Below are 13,975 nucleotides of genomic sequence, written 5' to 3'. Positions count from 1 at the left end.
CCGGGTGCCGGCCGTCGTCGGTCGGCACTGGGAAGGAGGCTAGGAGGGACCAGGTTGCGGACACGTTGCACGAGGTGGCCGCCACCAGGTGTGACGGAAGTCTGACGGACGCCCCTCTCCCCTTGGCGTCGGGGCGCCGGCGGTGGTCGAATCGACGGGTGAGCACGGAGCGGGAGTCAGCGGGGCGGCCGGAGCCGTCAAAACGGCGTGATCCGTCGGAGCGGCCGGAACCGTCCGAACGGCGTGATCAGTCCAGGCGGCATGATCCGACGGGTCCCGGTCCCGACCTGCGTGATCCATCGGATCCCGACCTGGTCGGCGCCCCGGTCGGGCGGCGTCTGGTCCTGGGCATGCTCGGGCTCGGCGCGGCCGGGCTGGTGGCCGCGCCCCAGCTGCAACGGGGCTTCGAAAGGGCGCTCGGCGCCGCCGCCGGCAAGGATCCGACCGGCCTGACCGGGCTCCTGCCCAACGGCGGCGGGTTCCGCTACTACTCGGTGGCCGCCTCCGTCCCCGAGCGCTCCCCCGCGGACTACCGGCTGCGGGTGGACGGGCTCGTCGAGCGTCCGGGAACGTACGACCTCGATGCGTTGCGGCGGCTGCCGCAGACCCGGGTCGTCCGGGACGTCCAGTGCGTCACCGGCTGGCGCGTGCCCGCCACGCCCTTTGAGGGCGTGCCGGTCTTCCGGCTGCTGGACGCCGCCGGGGTGCGGCCCGAGGGGCGGGCCATCCGGTTCAGCTGTTTCGACGGCACGTACACCGAGAGCCTGACGCTTTCCCAGGCCCGCCGGGCCGACGTGATGGTGGCCCTGCGGATGCGGGACGAGCCGCTGAGTCACGCCCACGGTGGGCCCGCGCGCCTGTACGTGGCCCCGATGTACTTCTACAAGTCGGCGAAATGGCTCTCCGGCATCACCGTCACGCGTGACGTGGAGCCCGGTTACTGGGAGCGGCTCGGCTACGACGTCGACGCCTGGGTCGGCACGTCGAACGGACGCGATGATGCCCCCACCGTCTGAGATGCGGCCCGCGCAGTCGCGGCCGGAGCCCCGGCAGGGCGCTCGCGTACGGCGCTTCGGTCGTCCCCAACGCCTGGTGCACCGGGCCACGGCCACGCTGATGGGGATCTGCGTGGTGTCGGCGGGCTGCCTCTACCTGCCGCCCCTCGCCGAGCTCGTCGGGCGACGCCACCTCGTCGTGACCGTCCACGTGTGGTCCGGTCTGCTGCTCGTCGTCCCGTTCCTGCTCGGCCTGGTCTCCCGGGCCTTCCGCGGCGATCTGCGCCGGCTCAACCGGTTCGGACCGCACGACAGGGTGTGGTTGCGCACCGTGCTGCGCAGGGACCGGCACGGGCCCCGGCCGGCCGGGAAGTTCAACGCCGGCCAGAAGGTGTACGCGGGCTGGCTGGGCGGCGCGGTGACGGTGATGCTCGGCACCGGGCTGCTGATGTGGGCCACCGGCCTGGCCCCGCTCGTCTGGCGGACCGGGGCGACCTTCGTGCACGACTGGCTCGCCCTGGCCCTCGGCGTCGTCCTCGCCGGGCACATCGGCAAGGCCCTGGGTGATCCGGAGGCCCGGCGCGGCCTGCGCACGGGCTCGGTGGATCGGGCCTGGGCCGCACGCGAGCACCCGTTGTGGAGGCAGGACGACTGACGGGCGGCGCGATCGGCGCCACCCGTCAGCCCCCGGGCCTGGCCCCCGGGCGTCAGCCGCCGTCGCGGACCGCCACGATGCCGTTGAACACGCCGACGTACGCGGTGCCGTCGGGGCCGAGGGTGATCGGCGCCCAGTTGTTGTCGTACAGCGCGCCGGTGCCGGTCAGCTGTCGCCAGCGCCGCTCACCGGTGCGGAAGTCCACCGCGGTGAGGTACCAGGCGTCGATGCCCCAGGCGTTGGGCTCCTTCTCGTAGAAGTAGAGCAGCCCGTTCGCGGTGGAGAGCTTCGGGACGACGGAGGGCGAGCGGATCGCGCTCTGCCACACCGTGTCGCAGCCGCTGCCGTCGGCGCGCACGTCGATGCGGCTGACACCGCCGACGACGGACTTGCCGAGCAGCAGGGTGGTGGGGTTCTCGTAGCCGTAGTTGTTCTCGACGATGATGCTGTTGCCCCAGGTGATCAGGGAGTTGTCGGTGGTCGAGGCCCCCGATCCGAACACCGGGACCTTGCAGACGAGCCGCCGGTCGGCGGGGACGTCCACGCCCCGCTTGTACACGAGCACGTTCATCCGGTCGTCGGAGTTGTCGGTGATGGCGACGTAGCCGTTGCCGAAGAGGTCCGGGGTGGTGCCCGAACCCTGGTTCACGGAGCCCGGCTTGGTGCCCGTACCCCGGTCGTAGGTCTGGCGCCACTGCACGCGCGGGGTGCCGTCGGCGGTGGTGGCGAAGCTGTACAGGGCGTGGTCGGTGACGATGGAGACCCCGTCCTCGGCGACGGAGAAGGAGTTCTGGATCTCCTCGCCTTCGAGCCGGACGGAGCGGATCGCCGAGGTCGCCGGGTCCACGGTGCCGACGCGGCCCTGGCGGGTGACCCACCAGATGCGGCCGCTCCAGTCGGGCATGACGGAGGTGACGGGGTCACAGGTGCCGCTGGGCCACAGGTTGGTCCAGCTGACGCAGTCGTGCGGGACCTGGCCCGTGAGGTCCCAGTCGTTGTCGACCGTGAACTTCCAGGTGCCGTCCGGGTTCTGCGAGTGGGCGAGGCGCAGGATGTGCTGGCGGGAGTCGGCCAGCACCGCACGGTCCTGGTTGTCCAGGTAGAAGTAGGCACCGCCCGAGGTGTCCTTGAAGATCTTCGCGAAGTCGAGCGAGGTGATCGCCTCGACCGTCGAAGAGCGCTGCGGGAGTGAGTGTTCCGCGAGCGTGGCGAGCGTGCGGGGGTCGAGGAGCTTGACCTTGAACCCGGAGAAGGTGCCGCAGACGGTGACGATCCTGCCGGCCGAGTCGAAGGTGGCGGTGGCGCATTCGCCGCCGAGTGCGGCGATCTTCTCGCTGGTGACCTGCGGGTTCCTGCCCAGCGGCCCGGACCAGGGCGAGGTGGCGCTGCCCGCGGCGTCGGAGTGCATGCCGCTGCGGCCGTTGGGCGCGAGGTAGGGGTGCTGCGGCGGGGCGTCGCCCGGCAGCGGGACGGCGGCGGCGGGGGCGCCGTCGTAGTGGCTGATCAGGCGGTGGCCGGGGGCCTTGGGTATCTCCTCGGCCTGGGCCGGTGAGATGCCGTACATCGCCACGAACGCGGCGAGAGCCGGTACCACCGCGCAGTTCAGCGCTCTTCGGAACATCCGGACTTCCTCCATGGTCTTCAGTTCTGTTGACACTGCGTCTCACATCGCGCCGCCGCCAGACGCTAGATCGCACGGTCCGAGGAGTCCATGGAAGAGCCGGATGATTCACGAAGGCGCAACAGTCGATCAAGAAGGGCGAGACGTCGACGGCCTGATCGAGAAGGAGACGAGCTAGGGGTTGAAGCCGGACACGACGTTCGCGGTGGCCGCGAGTCCGTCGTGGATGGTCATGGCGATGCTGCTGCCCGCGAGTTGGAAGCCGAGCAGGGCGCAGACGAGCGCGTGGGAGAACTTGAGTCCGCCGCCGCGCAGGAAGATCCACGCGAGGACGAGGAGCAGGACGATCACGGAGAGGGAAATCACCATCGGAACCTCCTTGGGCGCCGCCATGGTGGCGCAGCGAGGGGGCCCTTCGGGCGAAAGACGTGTACGCCGTACGGGTGTTGACCGTCCGTGACGGCCGATCAGTTCTTGACGATCTCGTTCCAGTGGGTCGTACGGTCGCACCAGCGGCCGAGCAGGATCGGGTCGTGGCCCACCGCGAGGAGCGCCGCGCCGCTCTCCGCCCGGTACTCCTCGACCACCGCGACCAGCGCGGCCGTCGTGGAGGCGTCGAGCATGGCGGTCATCTCGTCGCAGACCAGCAGGCTCGGCCGCAGCACCAGGGCGCGTGCCAGACAGGCGCGTTGCAGTTGTCCGTCACTCACCTCGTGGGGACGGCGCGTGAGCAGATCGGCGCCGAGTCCGACACGCTGCGTCAACTCCGGTACGACGGAGGCCGCTTCCGCGCGTCGTCCCGTGGCCCGGAGGGGTTCCGCGACGAGGTCGCGCAGGGTGAGGCGGGGGTCGGCGGACAGGCGGGGCTGCTGGAAGACGACGCCGACCCGGACGCGCTGGGCGCGCGGGGCCCGGTGCCGGAACCCGGTCACCGTGCGGCCCGCGAGCACCACGGTGCCGCGCTCGGGCCGGTGCAGCAGGGCGGCGACCCTGGCGAGGGTGGATTTGCCGCAGCCGCTGGGGCCGAGCAGTCCGAGAGCCTCGCCGGCCTCCAGGGCGAGGTGGGCGTCCCGGACGACGGGGGCGCCCCGGTCGTATCCGGCGGTGATGCCGCGGAGCTCAAGCATGGTGACAGGCCACTCCTTCGACGAGCGGGGGGCGTCGTGTCCGGCAGGTCGTGTCGGCCTGCGCGCAGCGGTCGGCGAAGGCGCAGCCGGGCGGCAGTGCGCCGAGTTCGGGCGGGGCGCCGGGGATGGGGGCGAAGGCCCGCTCGGGGAGGGCGTCGAGGAGCCCGCGGGCGTAGGGGTGTCGGGGGCCGACCGGGCCGAAGAAGACGGCCGCGGGGGCGGTTTCCACGATGCGCCCGGCGTACATGACGGCGACGGTGTCGGCGATCCGTTCGGCGGCGGCCAGGTCGTGGGTGATCATCAGCAGGGCCCGGCCGGCCGCACGGGTGTGGGCCCGCAGCTCGTCCACGGTGCGGTGGACGAGGTCCCGGTCGAGGCCGGTGGTCGGCTCGTCGGCGAGCAGCAGCGGGGCGTCCCCGACGAGGGCCAGGGCGGTGGCGGCGCGTTGGGCGAGGCCACCGGAGAGTTCGTGCGGGTGGTGGTCGAGGTGGGAGGCGGGGAAGGCCGCGCGGGTGGCCGCGGCTTCCGCGGCGGCGCGCAGTCGTGCCCGGCGTGCCCGCCGGCCGGTGCCCGGGGTCCGGGCCCCGGAGGGCCCTGAAGGCTCGGAAGGTCCGGCGAGTTCGCGAACCGTCTCCTCCAGGTGGGACCGGATGGTGCGGACCGGGGTGAGGTGGGCCGCGGGGCTCTGCGGGACGAGTCCGACGCGGCGGCCGCGGACGGTCCGGGCCAGGGTGGCCTCGTCGGCGGCGAGGAGGTCGAGGCCGTCCGCGAGGCGGGCCGACCCGGCGGTCTCGGCGTTGCCGGGGAGCAGGCCGAGGAGGGCGGAGGCGAGGACGGACTTGCCGCACCCGCTCTCGCCGACGAGGGCGAGGCACTCGCCGGCGGCCAGGGTGAAGCCGGCGTCGGTGACGGCCTCGACGTGGCGCTCCCCGGGCATGCGGAAGCGGACGGACATCCGTTCCACGCGGAGGACCGGTTCCGCGGAGGCGGGGGCGGCGGCAGGGGCTGGGGATTGCTCCACGGTCACAGGGTCGGCTCCGAGCGGCGGCGGGGGTGGAGGCGGTCGCGCCAGGCGGCCGCGAGGCCGGCGATGGCCAGGGTCGGGATGATCAGCAGCAGGCCCGGGAAGAGGGTGGGCCACCAGGCCCCCACGAGGAGCGAGCCGCGTGCGGTCTGTACGAGGGTGCCCAGGCCGGCCTGGCGGGAGGGGGGTCCGAGGCCGAGGAAGGACAGCGCCGACTCGTGCCACATCGCGTGCGGGATCATCAGCACGGCGGCGAGCCCCGCCTGGGGCAGGATCGCGGGGACCATGTGGCGGGTCGTGACCCGCCACCGTGAGGCGCCGCCCGAGACGGCGGCGTCCACGAAGGGCCGGGACCGCAGTGACAGGACCTCGGCCCGGACGATCCGGGCGGTGGACAGCCAGTGGGTCAGGGCCACCGAGACGACCACCGGCCACACCCCGGGGCGGAACATCGCCACGATGAAGATGCCGAGCAGCAGGTGCGGGATGGACGACAGGGTGTCCACGACCCGCATCACGAGCCGGTCGGTCCAGCCTCCCCACGCGCCGGCCGCCGCGCCGACGGCGGTGCCGATCACGGTGGCGACGAGCGCCGCCACCAGGCCGACCAGCAGGGACACCCGTAGTCCGTAGACGCAGCGCAGCAGCAGGTCGCGGCCCACGTCGTCGGTTCCGAAGGGGTGTTCCCAGGACGGCGGCAGGAGCTTCGCCGACAGGTCCACGGCCTGCTGGTCGAGCTGTGCCAGCGGTGGGACGAGCAGGACCGCCAGGGCGATCACGGCCGCGGTCAGGGCGCAGAGGCGCACGCGCGGTCGGCGCCTGGAGCGGTCGGCGCGGCCGGTGGCGCGCCGGATGGTGTCAGCCATCGAAGCCCACCCTGGGGTCGGCGAGTCCGTACAGCAGGTCGGACAGCAGGTTCCCGGCGAGCACGGCCGCGGTGGCCGACACCGTGAGGGCGGCGAGCAGCGGGAAGTCCACCGAGGTGGCGGCCTGTACGGTGGCCGCCGCGATGCCGGGCCAGCTGAACACGGTCTCCACCAGCAGTGCCCCGGTGATCAGTTCGGGCACCCGTGACCCGATCAGGGTCAGCATCGGGAGCACCCCGGAACGCAGGGCGTGCCCGATCAGGATCCGCCGCTCGGCGATGCCGCGTGCCCTGGCCCCGCGCACGGGGTCCTCGTCCAGGGCCTCGGCCACGCCCTGGCGTACGTACAGGAAGAACCAGGGCAGTTGGGAGATCCCCAGCACCAGCGCCGGCAGCACCAGGTGGGAGGCGACCTGGCCGGGGGTGACCACGTCGTCGGAGGCGTCCGTGAGGCCGCCGGAGGGCAGGACGCCGAGCCGTACGGAGAAGAACCAGATGGCCAGCAGGCCCAGCCAGAAGGCCGGGGCCGCTTCCAGGGTGTAGGCGAGCGCGGAGACGGCCCGGTCGAGCGGGCCGCCCTGTCGCCGGGCGGCGAGCACTCCGAGGGCCGTGCCCACCAGCACGGCCAGTGCGAAGGCGCAGAGGGCGAGCAGCGCCGACCAGCCGACCCGTTCGGCGATGACGTCGCCGACGGGTTGGCGCATGACGGAGGAGGTTCCGAGGTCTCCGGTGAGGGCGGAGGTGAGCCACTCCCACCAGCGTGCGACCAGCGGCTGGTCGACGTCGAGGTTGGCGCGCAGTTGGTCGAGATCGGCCTGCGAGGCGGTGAGGCCGGCCGCGCCGGCGTACGCCTTGACGGGGTCGAAGGGGGACATCGCGGCGACGGCGAACACCCCGAAGGTGACGGCGAGCAGCACGGGGGCGGCGAACAGGGTGCGGCGGCCGGCCATGCGCGCCATCGGCCCCCAGGGGACGCGGGAGGTACGGGAGGTCACGAGGTGCGCTTCACTTCCGCTTCGGCTTCCAGCTCTCGATGTTCCACCAGGGGCCGGAGCCGAGGCCGTGGTCGTGCGGCTCGACCTGGGTGGTGAGCCCGTCCCACTTGTCGTCGACCACGTACAGGTGGTCGATGTGGGTGAGGAAGACGTAGCCGGGGTTCGCCAGCAGTTCCCGCTGGACGGTGTCGTACGCGGCCTTGCGTGCGGCCGGGTCGCCGCTCTTGCGGCCGTCGAGGAGCGCCTGGTCGACGGTCTTGTTGTCGTACCGGGCCATGTTGTTGAAGCCGTCGCCGGCCAGTGCGGAGTTGAGCAGCAGGTACTGGTCGAAGTCGGGGTCGGCCGGGGAGCCGCCGCCGGCGAGGACCGCGTCGGTCTTCATCCGGGGTTCGATGACCTCCCAGGTGCCGGCCTCGGTCTTGACCTCGATGCCGGCCTTCTTGGCGTCGGAGGCGAAGGCGAGTGCGTGGTCCTGGCGGATCTTGTCGCCGGAGGTGTACCAGAGCGGGAAGGAGGCGCGGATCCCGTCCTTGACGCGGATGCCGTCGTCTCCGGTCCTCCAACCGGCCTCGTCGAGGATTCGCTTCGCCCGGTCGAGGTCGTACGCCCGTTCCGTGCCGGCCGTGAACCAGGGGCTGTCGGTGGGGACCGGCCCGTAGGCGGGCTTGCCGGCGCCCTCCAGGAGCTTGTCGACCATGGTCGTGCGGTCGACGGCGAGGTCCAGCGCCCGGCGGACGGCCGGGTCGCCGGTGACCTCGTGGGCGCTGGGGAGGGTCACGTTGCGGTAGTCGAAGGTCTTGGCCGCGTGGAGCGTGCGCGCCGTGTCCTTGCCCCCGCCCTTCCCGCCGAGGGCCTTGGCCAGGGCGGGCGGGAGGATCGCGCCGTCGAGTTCGCCGGAGCGCAGTCGGGTCGCACGCACGTCGTCGTCCTTGATGACGACCATGGTGAACTTCTTCACGGCGGGCTCGCCGCCCCAGTAGGCGGGGTTGGCCTTGAAGCCGATCTTCTCGCCCTTGGACCAGTTGGTGAGGACGTACGGGCCGGTGCCGACGGGTCGGGTGGTGAAGTCGCCGCTGTTGACGTCCTGGCGGCCCGCGATGTGCTCGGGTGCGATCGGCAGCACGGTCCGCTCGGCGAACGGCGCGTAGGGGTACTTCAGCGTGAAGACGACGGTGTCGTCGCCCCGCGCCTCGACGCCTTGGATCGCGTCGAGTTCGGTCTTGGAGGCGTTGTTGGTCTTCGCGTCCAGGATCGTCCGGTAGGTGAAGACGACGTCCTTGGCGCCGAAGGGCTGCCCGTCGCTGAACTTCACGCCCTGGCGGAGCCGGTACGTGTAGGTGCGTCCGTCGGCGGATACCTCCGGCAGGGCCTCGGCGAGGGCGGGCCGAAGCTTCATGTCCGCGTCGTGCGTGAGCAGCCCGTCGAAGATCTTGGAGTTGCCGTCCTTGCCGTATCCGAGGAGCGGGCTGAGGGTCTCCGGTTCGGTCGCGATGCCGACGACGGCGGTGTCCGCCGCGCGGCCCGCTTCGCCGCCTCCCGAGGGGGCCGAGCAGGCTGCCGCGCCCGCGATGAGCGTGGCGGCGAGCGTGGTGGCGGCCACTCCTCGTGCTGTCCGGGCCGTCATGCGATCCACATCCGCGTATACCTGCTTTTCGTACTGTTTAAGATCATCTCTTATTGCAAAGAGATCGCAATAATGCCAGATGGGGTGGGGAGAGGCGAAACCGGCCGACCGGCCGGCTCTCGTCGCACACCGAACCCCCGAGGGGAGCACCGGGGTCTTGCCCGCCCACCGCCGGGCGTGCCATATATGTCTAGACCTTTACGAGGAAGCGGCGGAAGGCACCTCCTTGCGACACTCCGCGCGAAGCGCCGTCCCCGCGCTCTGCCTCTGTCTGGCACTCGCCACGGCGTGCGCCCCGGACGGCGACACCGAACCCCCGCACGCCCCGGCCGAACTCACCGCGCAGGCCGGCAGCGCCACCTCGGTCCACGTCATGTGGCGAGCGGCCCCGGACGACGAGGGGGTGACCGGCTATCAGGTCTTCCAGGGCGACCACCTGGTCCGCGAACTCCCGGCCGACAAGACGATGGTGGACGTCACGGGCCTCGCCCCGGCGACCGCCTACGCCTTCACGGTCCGGGCCCGGGACGCGACCGGCAACCGCTCCCCGCTCAGTGAGCCCGCCCGGGCGACCACACCGGCGGCGAAGGCCGAGGACCGGCGGGCCCCGTCGGCGCCCCCCACCACCACGGGCCGCGCCGAAGGCCCCCGAGCGGCCCGGCTGACGTGGACGGCGGCGACGGACGACACGGGCGTCACCGCGTACGACGTCCACCAGGGCGGCGTACGCATCCACACGGCCGGCGCCGGCGAGAGCGCCACCACCGTGACCGGCCTCCAGCCGGGCACCCGCTACACCTTCACCGTCCGCGCCCGGGACGGCGCCGACAACACCTCCCCCGACGGCCCGACGGTGGAGCTGACCACGCCGCCCGACCCCGGGCAGGGCCCGGACACCGCGCCGGGCGCGCTCACGGCGACCGCCTCCCCCGGGCTGGTCGACCTGTCCTGGACCGCACCGGACACCGGTCGACGCACCGACGAGTACCAGCTCTACGTCAACGACCGGCCCGTCACCGTCATCCAGTTCGGCGCCGGCGCGGCGATCCCGTCCGGCACCGGAAGGGTGGAGCACCGGATCACGGTGACCGAGCCGGCCGGCACCGTGTGGGCCGTGAAACTGCGGGCGCGACTGCCCGACGGGAACTGGGGGGCCTTCACCCCGGAGACCCGTGTGGTCCTCGCCCGCTGAGGGCCCGCACCCTGCGCCTCGCACGGGGAAGATACGGCGATCTGCCCTGAACGCCCCTGCCGGCACACGGGATCACGCACAATACATCCGTGTTCGGTGCGTACTCGTTCAACAACAGTCAGCCAGTTTCCGCAGGCGGCCGCCCCGGGCCGGACTCTGGCCCGGTGTCGGGAAACCTGCCGCCGGAGTCGGCGGGCTTCGTCGGACGGGAGCGTGAACTCGCCCATCTGGAGCAGCTGTTGCCGAGCCGGCGACTGATCACCCTGACCGGGGTGGGCGGAGTCGGCAAGACCCGGCTCGCCCGGCGGGCCGCCGCCGCGTGCGGGCCCGAACGACCCGACGGGGTCTGGTGGGTCGAACTCTCGCCGTTGCGCGACCCCGACCTGCTCACCGCGACGGTGGCGCACACCGTCGGCCTCGCGGACCACTCGGCCCGGTCGCTGGACGAGGAACTGTGCGCCTGGATGGCGGACAAGAAGCTCCTCCTGGTCCTCGACACCTGCGAGCACCTGATCGCGGCCTGCCGGCACCTCGTGGGGGAACTCCTGCAATCCGCACCGGACCTGACGGTGTTGACCACCTCCCGCGAACCGCTCGGCAGCCCCGGGGAACAGCTCGTCGAGGTACGGCCACTGCCCTTCGACGGGCCGGACAGCGACGCCCTCACCCTCTTCCGCCGGCGGGCCGTCGCCGCGTCCCCACCGGCCGCCGCCGCCTTCGAGGACCCCGCGCGGGCGGCGATCGCCGCCGAGGTGTGCCGCCGGCTCGACGGGATCCCCCTCGCGCTCGAACTGGCGGGCGCGCGGCTGCGGTCGTGGACCCTCGAACAGATGGCACAGCGACTGGGCGCCCGGTTCGACGTGCTGACCGACACCGACGACACCCTGCTCCCCCGGCACCGGACGATGCGGACCACGATCGGCTGGAGCCACGAGCTGTGCGAACCGGTGGAACGCCTGCTGTGGGCGCGCCTGTCGGTGTTCACCGGAGACTTCGACGTGGCCGCCGCCCGGGCGGTGTGCGCGGGCGGCCCGCTCCCCGCCTCCCGGGTGGAGCGGGTCCTGGCGGGCCTCGCGGCCAAGTCCGTGGTCCGGCGCACCGAGGAACGCGGAGCGGGGACCCGCTACCGGATGCTGGACACGATCCGCGAGTACGGACACGACTGGCTGACGGAGCTGGGCGAGGTGCGCACGGTCGCCGACCGGCACGCCCACTGGTACCTCGCGCTCGCCCAGGCCGCCGACCGGGGGTGGCTGGGTCCCGGGCAGGTGGACTGGTACCGCAGGATGACCGCCGAGCACCCGCAACTGCGCACGGCGCTCGAGCAGTTGCTGGGGTCCGAGCCGGCCGCCGCCCAGGAGATGGCCGGGGCGCTCTGGTTCTTCTGGTTCGCGTGCGGGCACGTCCACGAGGGCCGCGCCTTCCTTGAGCGGTCCCTGCGCTCGGGCCCGCGCACGGGCGCCACGTACACGCAGGCGCTGTGGGCTCTCGGGCTGACGGTGATGCTCCAGGGCGACCTGGACGCGGCCCGCGGGCTCGGCGAGGAATGCACCCGCTCGGCGGACCGGCTGGCCGATCCCGAGCGCGAGTTGCGGGCCGCCTACCTGCACGCGGTGGCGGTGATGATGCCCGGGGACTCGGTGAAGGCCCTCGTACTGGCCGGCCCCCGGGCCCGGGCGGGGCACGGCGGGCGTTCCAGTGGTCCGGGCTGGCTGCTGTGCCGGCTCGCCACCGGCTTCGCGCTGTGCGACCTGGAGCGCTTCGAGGAGGCCGCCGAGGAGGCGCGGGGGCTGCGCGAGGCGTGCGCGGAACTGGGCGAGCGATGGTTGCGCGCCTACGCGGACTACATCCTGGCCATGTCGGCGCTGGGGCTCGGGCACCACGGGGAGGCGGCCCGCCACGTCCGGGCCATGCTGTCGGGCAAGCGCCTGCTGGGCGACCGGTTCGGGATCGCGCTCGGCCTGGACCTGCTCGCGGCGGCGGTGGCCGGCTTGGGCGACGGAGAGCTGGCGGCGCGGCTGCTGGGCACCGGACACGCCTGGTGGCGCACGGTGGGGCGGCCTCAGATGGGTGGTTCGCCCGCGCTGACGGCCCTGCGGGACGAGGGCGAGCGGCGGGCCCGCGCGGCGATCGGGGACGCGGCCTTCGAGACGGCGTTCCTGGGCGGCACGGCGGCGGCCACCGGCTGACCCTCAGCCGGTGGCACGTGACTCCGGGGCTCCCGTCAGTACGGGAGGGGTCTGCCCGACGGTGTACGGAGGTCCAGGTCTCGGGGTGCGGGCTTGGGGACGGGCTTGCGGATCAGCTGCTGGCGCATGCTGCCTCCTCGCTCAAACAAGGGCCGGTCGGCGGGGTTCCACCGTGCGGCCGTCGGGGAGCAGTTCACCGGTGTCGTCGAAGACCACGGCGCCGTTGCACAGCAGGCTCCAGCCCTGTTCGGGGTGGAAGGCCACGGTGTGGGCGGCGTCGTGATCGGCGCTGTCGGCGGTCGGGCAGGGGGGCTGGTGGGAGCACATCGGCGCACCTCCTCGCAGAGTGGGGCGGGAGGGCCGGTGGTCACCCGGTCGAATCCGCGATCCACGGTGGCGGTGAGTATTGCTGATCGCCACCCCCCGGCGGAACCCATATTCGGGGTCCAGTTCAGGGTGTGTATGCCCGATTACGATGCGCTCATGCCCGCTATCCGGATCATTCGCACGACGACCCTCCAGCCCGCCGAGGCGTGGCTGCGACTGACGGACTGGGAGCGCCACGGCGCACAGGTCCCCTTCACCCGGACGACCGTCGATACGGCGCCGCCGACGCACGTCGGAACGCTGTTCACGGCCCGGACGGGCGTGGGAAGGCTCACATTCGACGACCCCATGGAAGTCACCCTCTGGACGCCTCCGGCCGGCGCCGCCGCGGGGCTGGTGCGCCTGGTGAAACACGGTCGTGTGGTCCGGGGCTGGGCGGAGATCGAGGTGCGTCCCCACTTCCCCTCCGGAGCACAGGTCCACTGGCGCGAGGAACTGAGCCTGCGCGGGCTGGGCCGCCCCTTCGACCCGCTCGTCGCGGCGGCGGGCCGCTTCCTCTTCGGCCGGGCCCTCGACCGGTTGTTGGGGACATGATGAATCCCGCTAGGGTGCCTTGATCACCGCCCCAGGTGACCGAACCGACTTCTTCAAGGGGACCATCGTGGCCACTCCACCACCGCAGCAGGGCTCGGTCCCGCAGCACCCGCACAACCCGTACGCGGGGCAGCCCGGCCAGGGAAACCCGTACGCCCAGCAGCCCGGCCAGGGGAACCCGTACGCCCAGCCGGCCCAGCCGCAACAGCCGGCGGGGCACGGCAACCCGTACGCGCAGCAGCAGCCCGGCGCCGGCGCCCCGCAGCAGCCCGCCGGCCACGGGAACCCGTTCGCCGCGGGCGTGCCCCCGCAGGGCGCCCCCTCCCACCAGGCACCGCAGCAGGGCGGCCACGGCTGCCGGCTGTGCGGGGCGCAGCCCGCGGCGCAGGCGACCGTCCGGGGCCACCAGGGCATGGTGCTGATGATGCGCTCGCTGAGCGTGCAGGGGCCGTTCTGCCGTGACTGCGGGACCGCGACCGTCCGGGACATGTCCGCGAAGACGCTCTGGCAGGGTTGGTGGGGGCCGATGTCCCTGCTGCTCACGCCGATCACGGTGCTGCGCAACCTCGGCCCGAGGTCGACGTTCGCCGGGCTCGCGGCCCCGCAGGGCGGTTTCCGCCCGGCGCTGGACCCGGGCAAGCAGTTGCGTCGGCGCCCGCAGGCGCTGGTCGTCTCGGTGCCGATGGCCCTGTCCCTGGCCTTCTACGCAACGCTCATCGTCATCGCCGTGGCCACCGGCTGACCGGCGTCCGACCGATGTGACCGTG

14 protein-coding genes are annotated in these 13,975 nt (G+C 72.9%); 6 read left to right on the top strand and 8 right to left on the bottom strand.

From position 1 onward, the window contains the following. Positions 1-350 precede the first annotated feature (350 nt). Positions 351-1,016 carry a molybdopterin-dependent oxidoreductase gene (locus OG906_RS28905; RefSeq protein ID WP_267798656.1) on the top strand — a complete coding sequence of 222 codons (666 nt, stop codon included), beginning with the start codon at positions 351-353 and terminating at the stop codon, positions 1,014-1,016. Between the two features lies 1 nt (position 1,017). Next, positions 1,018-1,650, top strand: a complete 633-nt coding sequence (locus OG906_RS28900) for a cytochrome b/b6 domain-containing protein (protein ID WP_329446938.1) — start codon at positions 1,018-1,020, stop codon at positions 1,648-1,650. A gap of 52 nt (positions 1,651-1,702) precedes the next feature. Here the strand turns inward: OG906_RS28900 and OG906_RS28895 are convergent, their stop codons facing one another. The 7 genes from OG906_RS28895 to OG906_RS28865 all read right to left on the bottom strand — a co-directional run bounded on the left by OG906_RS28895 (position 1,703) and on the right by OG906_RS28865 (position 8,906). Continuing rightward, on the bottom strand, positions 1,703-3,271 hold the full coding sequence (locus tag OG906_RS28895) for a hypothetical protein (RefSeq protein WP_329446937.1): 1,569 nt from the start codon (positions 3,269-3,271) through the stop codon (positions 1,703-1,705). Positions 3,272-3,445: 174 nt separating this feature from the next. After that, a complete protein-coding gene (locus tag OG906_RS28890; protein WP_267798658.1) occupies positions 3,446-3,640 on the bottom strand; it encodes a hypothetical protein in 195 nt (64 codons plus the stop codon). 98 nt (positions 3,641-3,738) lie between these two features. Continuing rightward, positions 3,739-4,398, bottom strand: a complete 660-nt coding sequence (locus OG906_RS28885; RefSeq protein ID WP_329446935.1) for an ABC transporter ATP-binding protein — start codon at positions 4,396-4,398, stop codon at positions 3,739-3,741. Next, the gene (locus OG906_RS28880) at positions 4,391-5,353 is read right to left on the bottom strand and encodes an ABC transporter ATP-binding protein (protein WP_329448165.1); all 963 of its coding nucleotides are present in this window, start codon (positions 5,351-5,353) and stop codon (positions 4,391-4,393) included. Before OG906_RS28880 ends, OG906_RS28885 begins: the two co-directional genes overlap by 8 nt. Before the next feature lie 68 nt (positions 5,354-5,421). After that, positions 5,422-6,288, bottom strand: a complete 867-nt coding sequence (locus tag OG906_RS28875; protein WP_329446933.1) for an ABC transporter permease — start codon at positions 6,286-6,288, stop codon at positions 5,422-5,424. After that, positions 6,281-7,237, bottom strand: a complete 957-nt coding sequence (locus OG906_RS28870; RefSeq protein ID WP_329448164.1) for an ABC transporter permease — start codon at positions 7,235-7,237, stop codon at positions 6,281-6,283. Before OG906_RS28870 ends, OG906_RS28875 begins: the two co-directional genes overlap by 8 nt. Before the next feature lie 55 nt (positions 7,238-7,292). Continuing rightward, positions 7,293-8,906 carry an ABC transporter substrate-binding protein gene (locus tag OG906_RS28865; RefSeq protein ID WP_329446931.1) on the bottom strand — a complete coding sequence of 538 codons (1,614 nt, stop codon included), beginning with the start codon at positions 8,904-8,906 and terminating at the stop codon, positions 7,293-7,295. 226 nt (positions 8,907-9,132) lie between these two features. Between OG906_RS28865 and OG906_RS28860 the strand changes: the two genes are divergently transcribed. Further along, on the top strand, positions 9,133-10,098 hold the full coding sequence (locus OG906_RS28860; protein WP_329446929.1) for a fibronectin type III domain-containing protein: 966 nt from the start codon (positions 9,133-9,135) through the stop codon (positions 10,096-10,098). 164 nt (positions 10,099-10,262) lie between these two features. Next, positions 10,263-12,287 (top strand): ATP-binding protein, encoded by a 2,025-nt coding sequence (locus OG906_RS28855; RefSeq protein WP_329446927.1) that lies wholly within the window; start codon positions 10,263-10,265, stop codon positions 12,285-12,287. Positions 12,288-12,428: 141 nt separating this feature from the next. On the opposite strand, the gene OG906_RS28850 is transcribed toward OG906_RS28855, so the two are convergent. Beyond that, the gene (locus OG906_RS28850; RefSeq protein ID WP_053683322.1) at positions 12,429-12,614 is read right to left on the bottom strand and encodes a DUF5999 family protein; all 186 of its coding nucleotides are present in this window, start codon (positions 12,612-12,614) and stop codon (positions 12,429-12,431) included. Positions 12,615-12,770: 156 nt separating this feature from the next. Here OG906_RS28850 and OG906_RS28845 point away from each other — a divergent pair, with 156 nt between their 5' ends. Both OG906_RS28845 and OG906_RS28840 read left to right on the top strand, forming a co-directional pair. Then, positions 12,771-13,208 (top strand): SRPBCC family protein, encoded by a 438-nt coding sequence (locus tag OG906_RS28845; protein WP_329446925.1) that lies wholly within the window; start codon positions 12,771-12,773, stop codon positions 13,206-13,208. Between the two features lie 67 nt (positions 13,209-13,275). Further along, positions 13,276-13,950 carry a hypothetical protein gene (locus tag OG906_RS28840; RefSeq protein ID WP_329446923.1) on the top strand — a complete coding sequence of 225 codons (675 nt, stop codon included), beginning with the start codon at positions 13,276-13,278 and terminating at the stop codon, positions 13,948-13,950. Positions 13,951-13,975 lie beyond the last annotated feature (25 nt).

Source organism: Streptomyces sp. NBC_01426 (assembly GCF_036231985.1).
Lineage (GTDB): Bacteria > Actinomycetota > Actinomycetes > Streptomycetales > Streptomycetaceae > Streptomyces.
Note: the sequence above shows the minus strand (reverse complement) of the source record. Positions and strands in the feature narration are given on the sequence as shown.

Bases quoted from the DNA above. Each gene is read 5' to 3' on its own strand.
- OG906_RS28870 (WP_329448164.1), bottom strand. From the start codon at position 7,237: ATGGCCGGCCGCCGCACCCTGTTCGCCGCCCCCGTGCTGCTCGCCGTC.
- OG906_RS28890 (WP_267798658.1), bottom strand. From the start codon at position 3,640: ATGGTGATTTCCCTCTCCGTGATCGTCCTGCTCCTCGTCCTCGCGTGG.
- OG906_RS28880 (WP_329448165.1), bottom strand. From the start codon at position 5,353: ATGTCCGTCCGCTTCCGCATGCCCGGGGAGCGCCACGTCGAGGCCGTC.
- OG906_RS28865 (WP_329446931.1), bottom strand. From the start codon at position 8,906: ATGACGGCCCGGACAGCACGAGGAGTGGCCGCCACCACGCTCGCCGCC.
- OG906_RS28845 (WP_329446925.1), top strand. From the start codon at position 12,771: ATGCCCGCTATCCGGATCATTCGCACGACGACCCTCCAGCCCGCCGAG.
- OG906_RS28895 (WP_329446937.1), bottom strand. From the start codon at position 3,271: ATGTTCCGAAGAGCGCTGAACTGCGCGGTGGTACCGGCTCTCGCCGCG.
- OG906_RS28850 (WP_053683322.1), bottom strand. From the start codon at position 12,614: ATGTGCTCCCACCAGCCCCCCTGCCCGACCGCCGACAGCGCCGATCAC.
- OG906_RS28885 (WP_329446935.1), bottom strand. From the start codon at position 4,398: ATGCTTGAGCTCCGCGGCATCACCGCCGGATACGACCGGGGCGCCCCC.
- OG906_RS28875 (WP_329446933.1), bottom strand. From the start codon at position 6,288: ATGGCTGACACCATCCGGCGCGCCACCGGCCGCGCCGACCGCTCCAGG.
- OG906_RS28900 (WP_329446938.1), top strand. From the start codon at position 1,018: ATGCGGCCCGCGCAGTCGCGGCCGGAGCCCCGGCAGGGCGCTCGCGTA.
- OG906_RS28905 (WP_267798656.1), top strand. From the start codon at position 351: ATGCTCGGGCTCGGCGCGGCCGGGCTGGTGGCCGCGCCCCAGCTGCAA.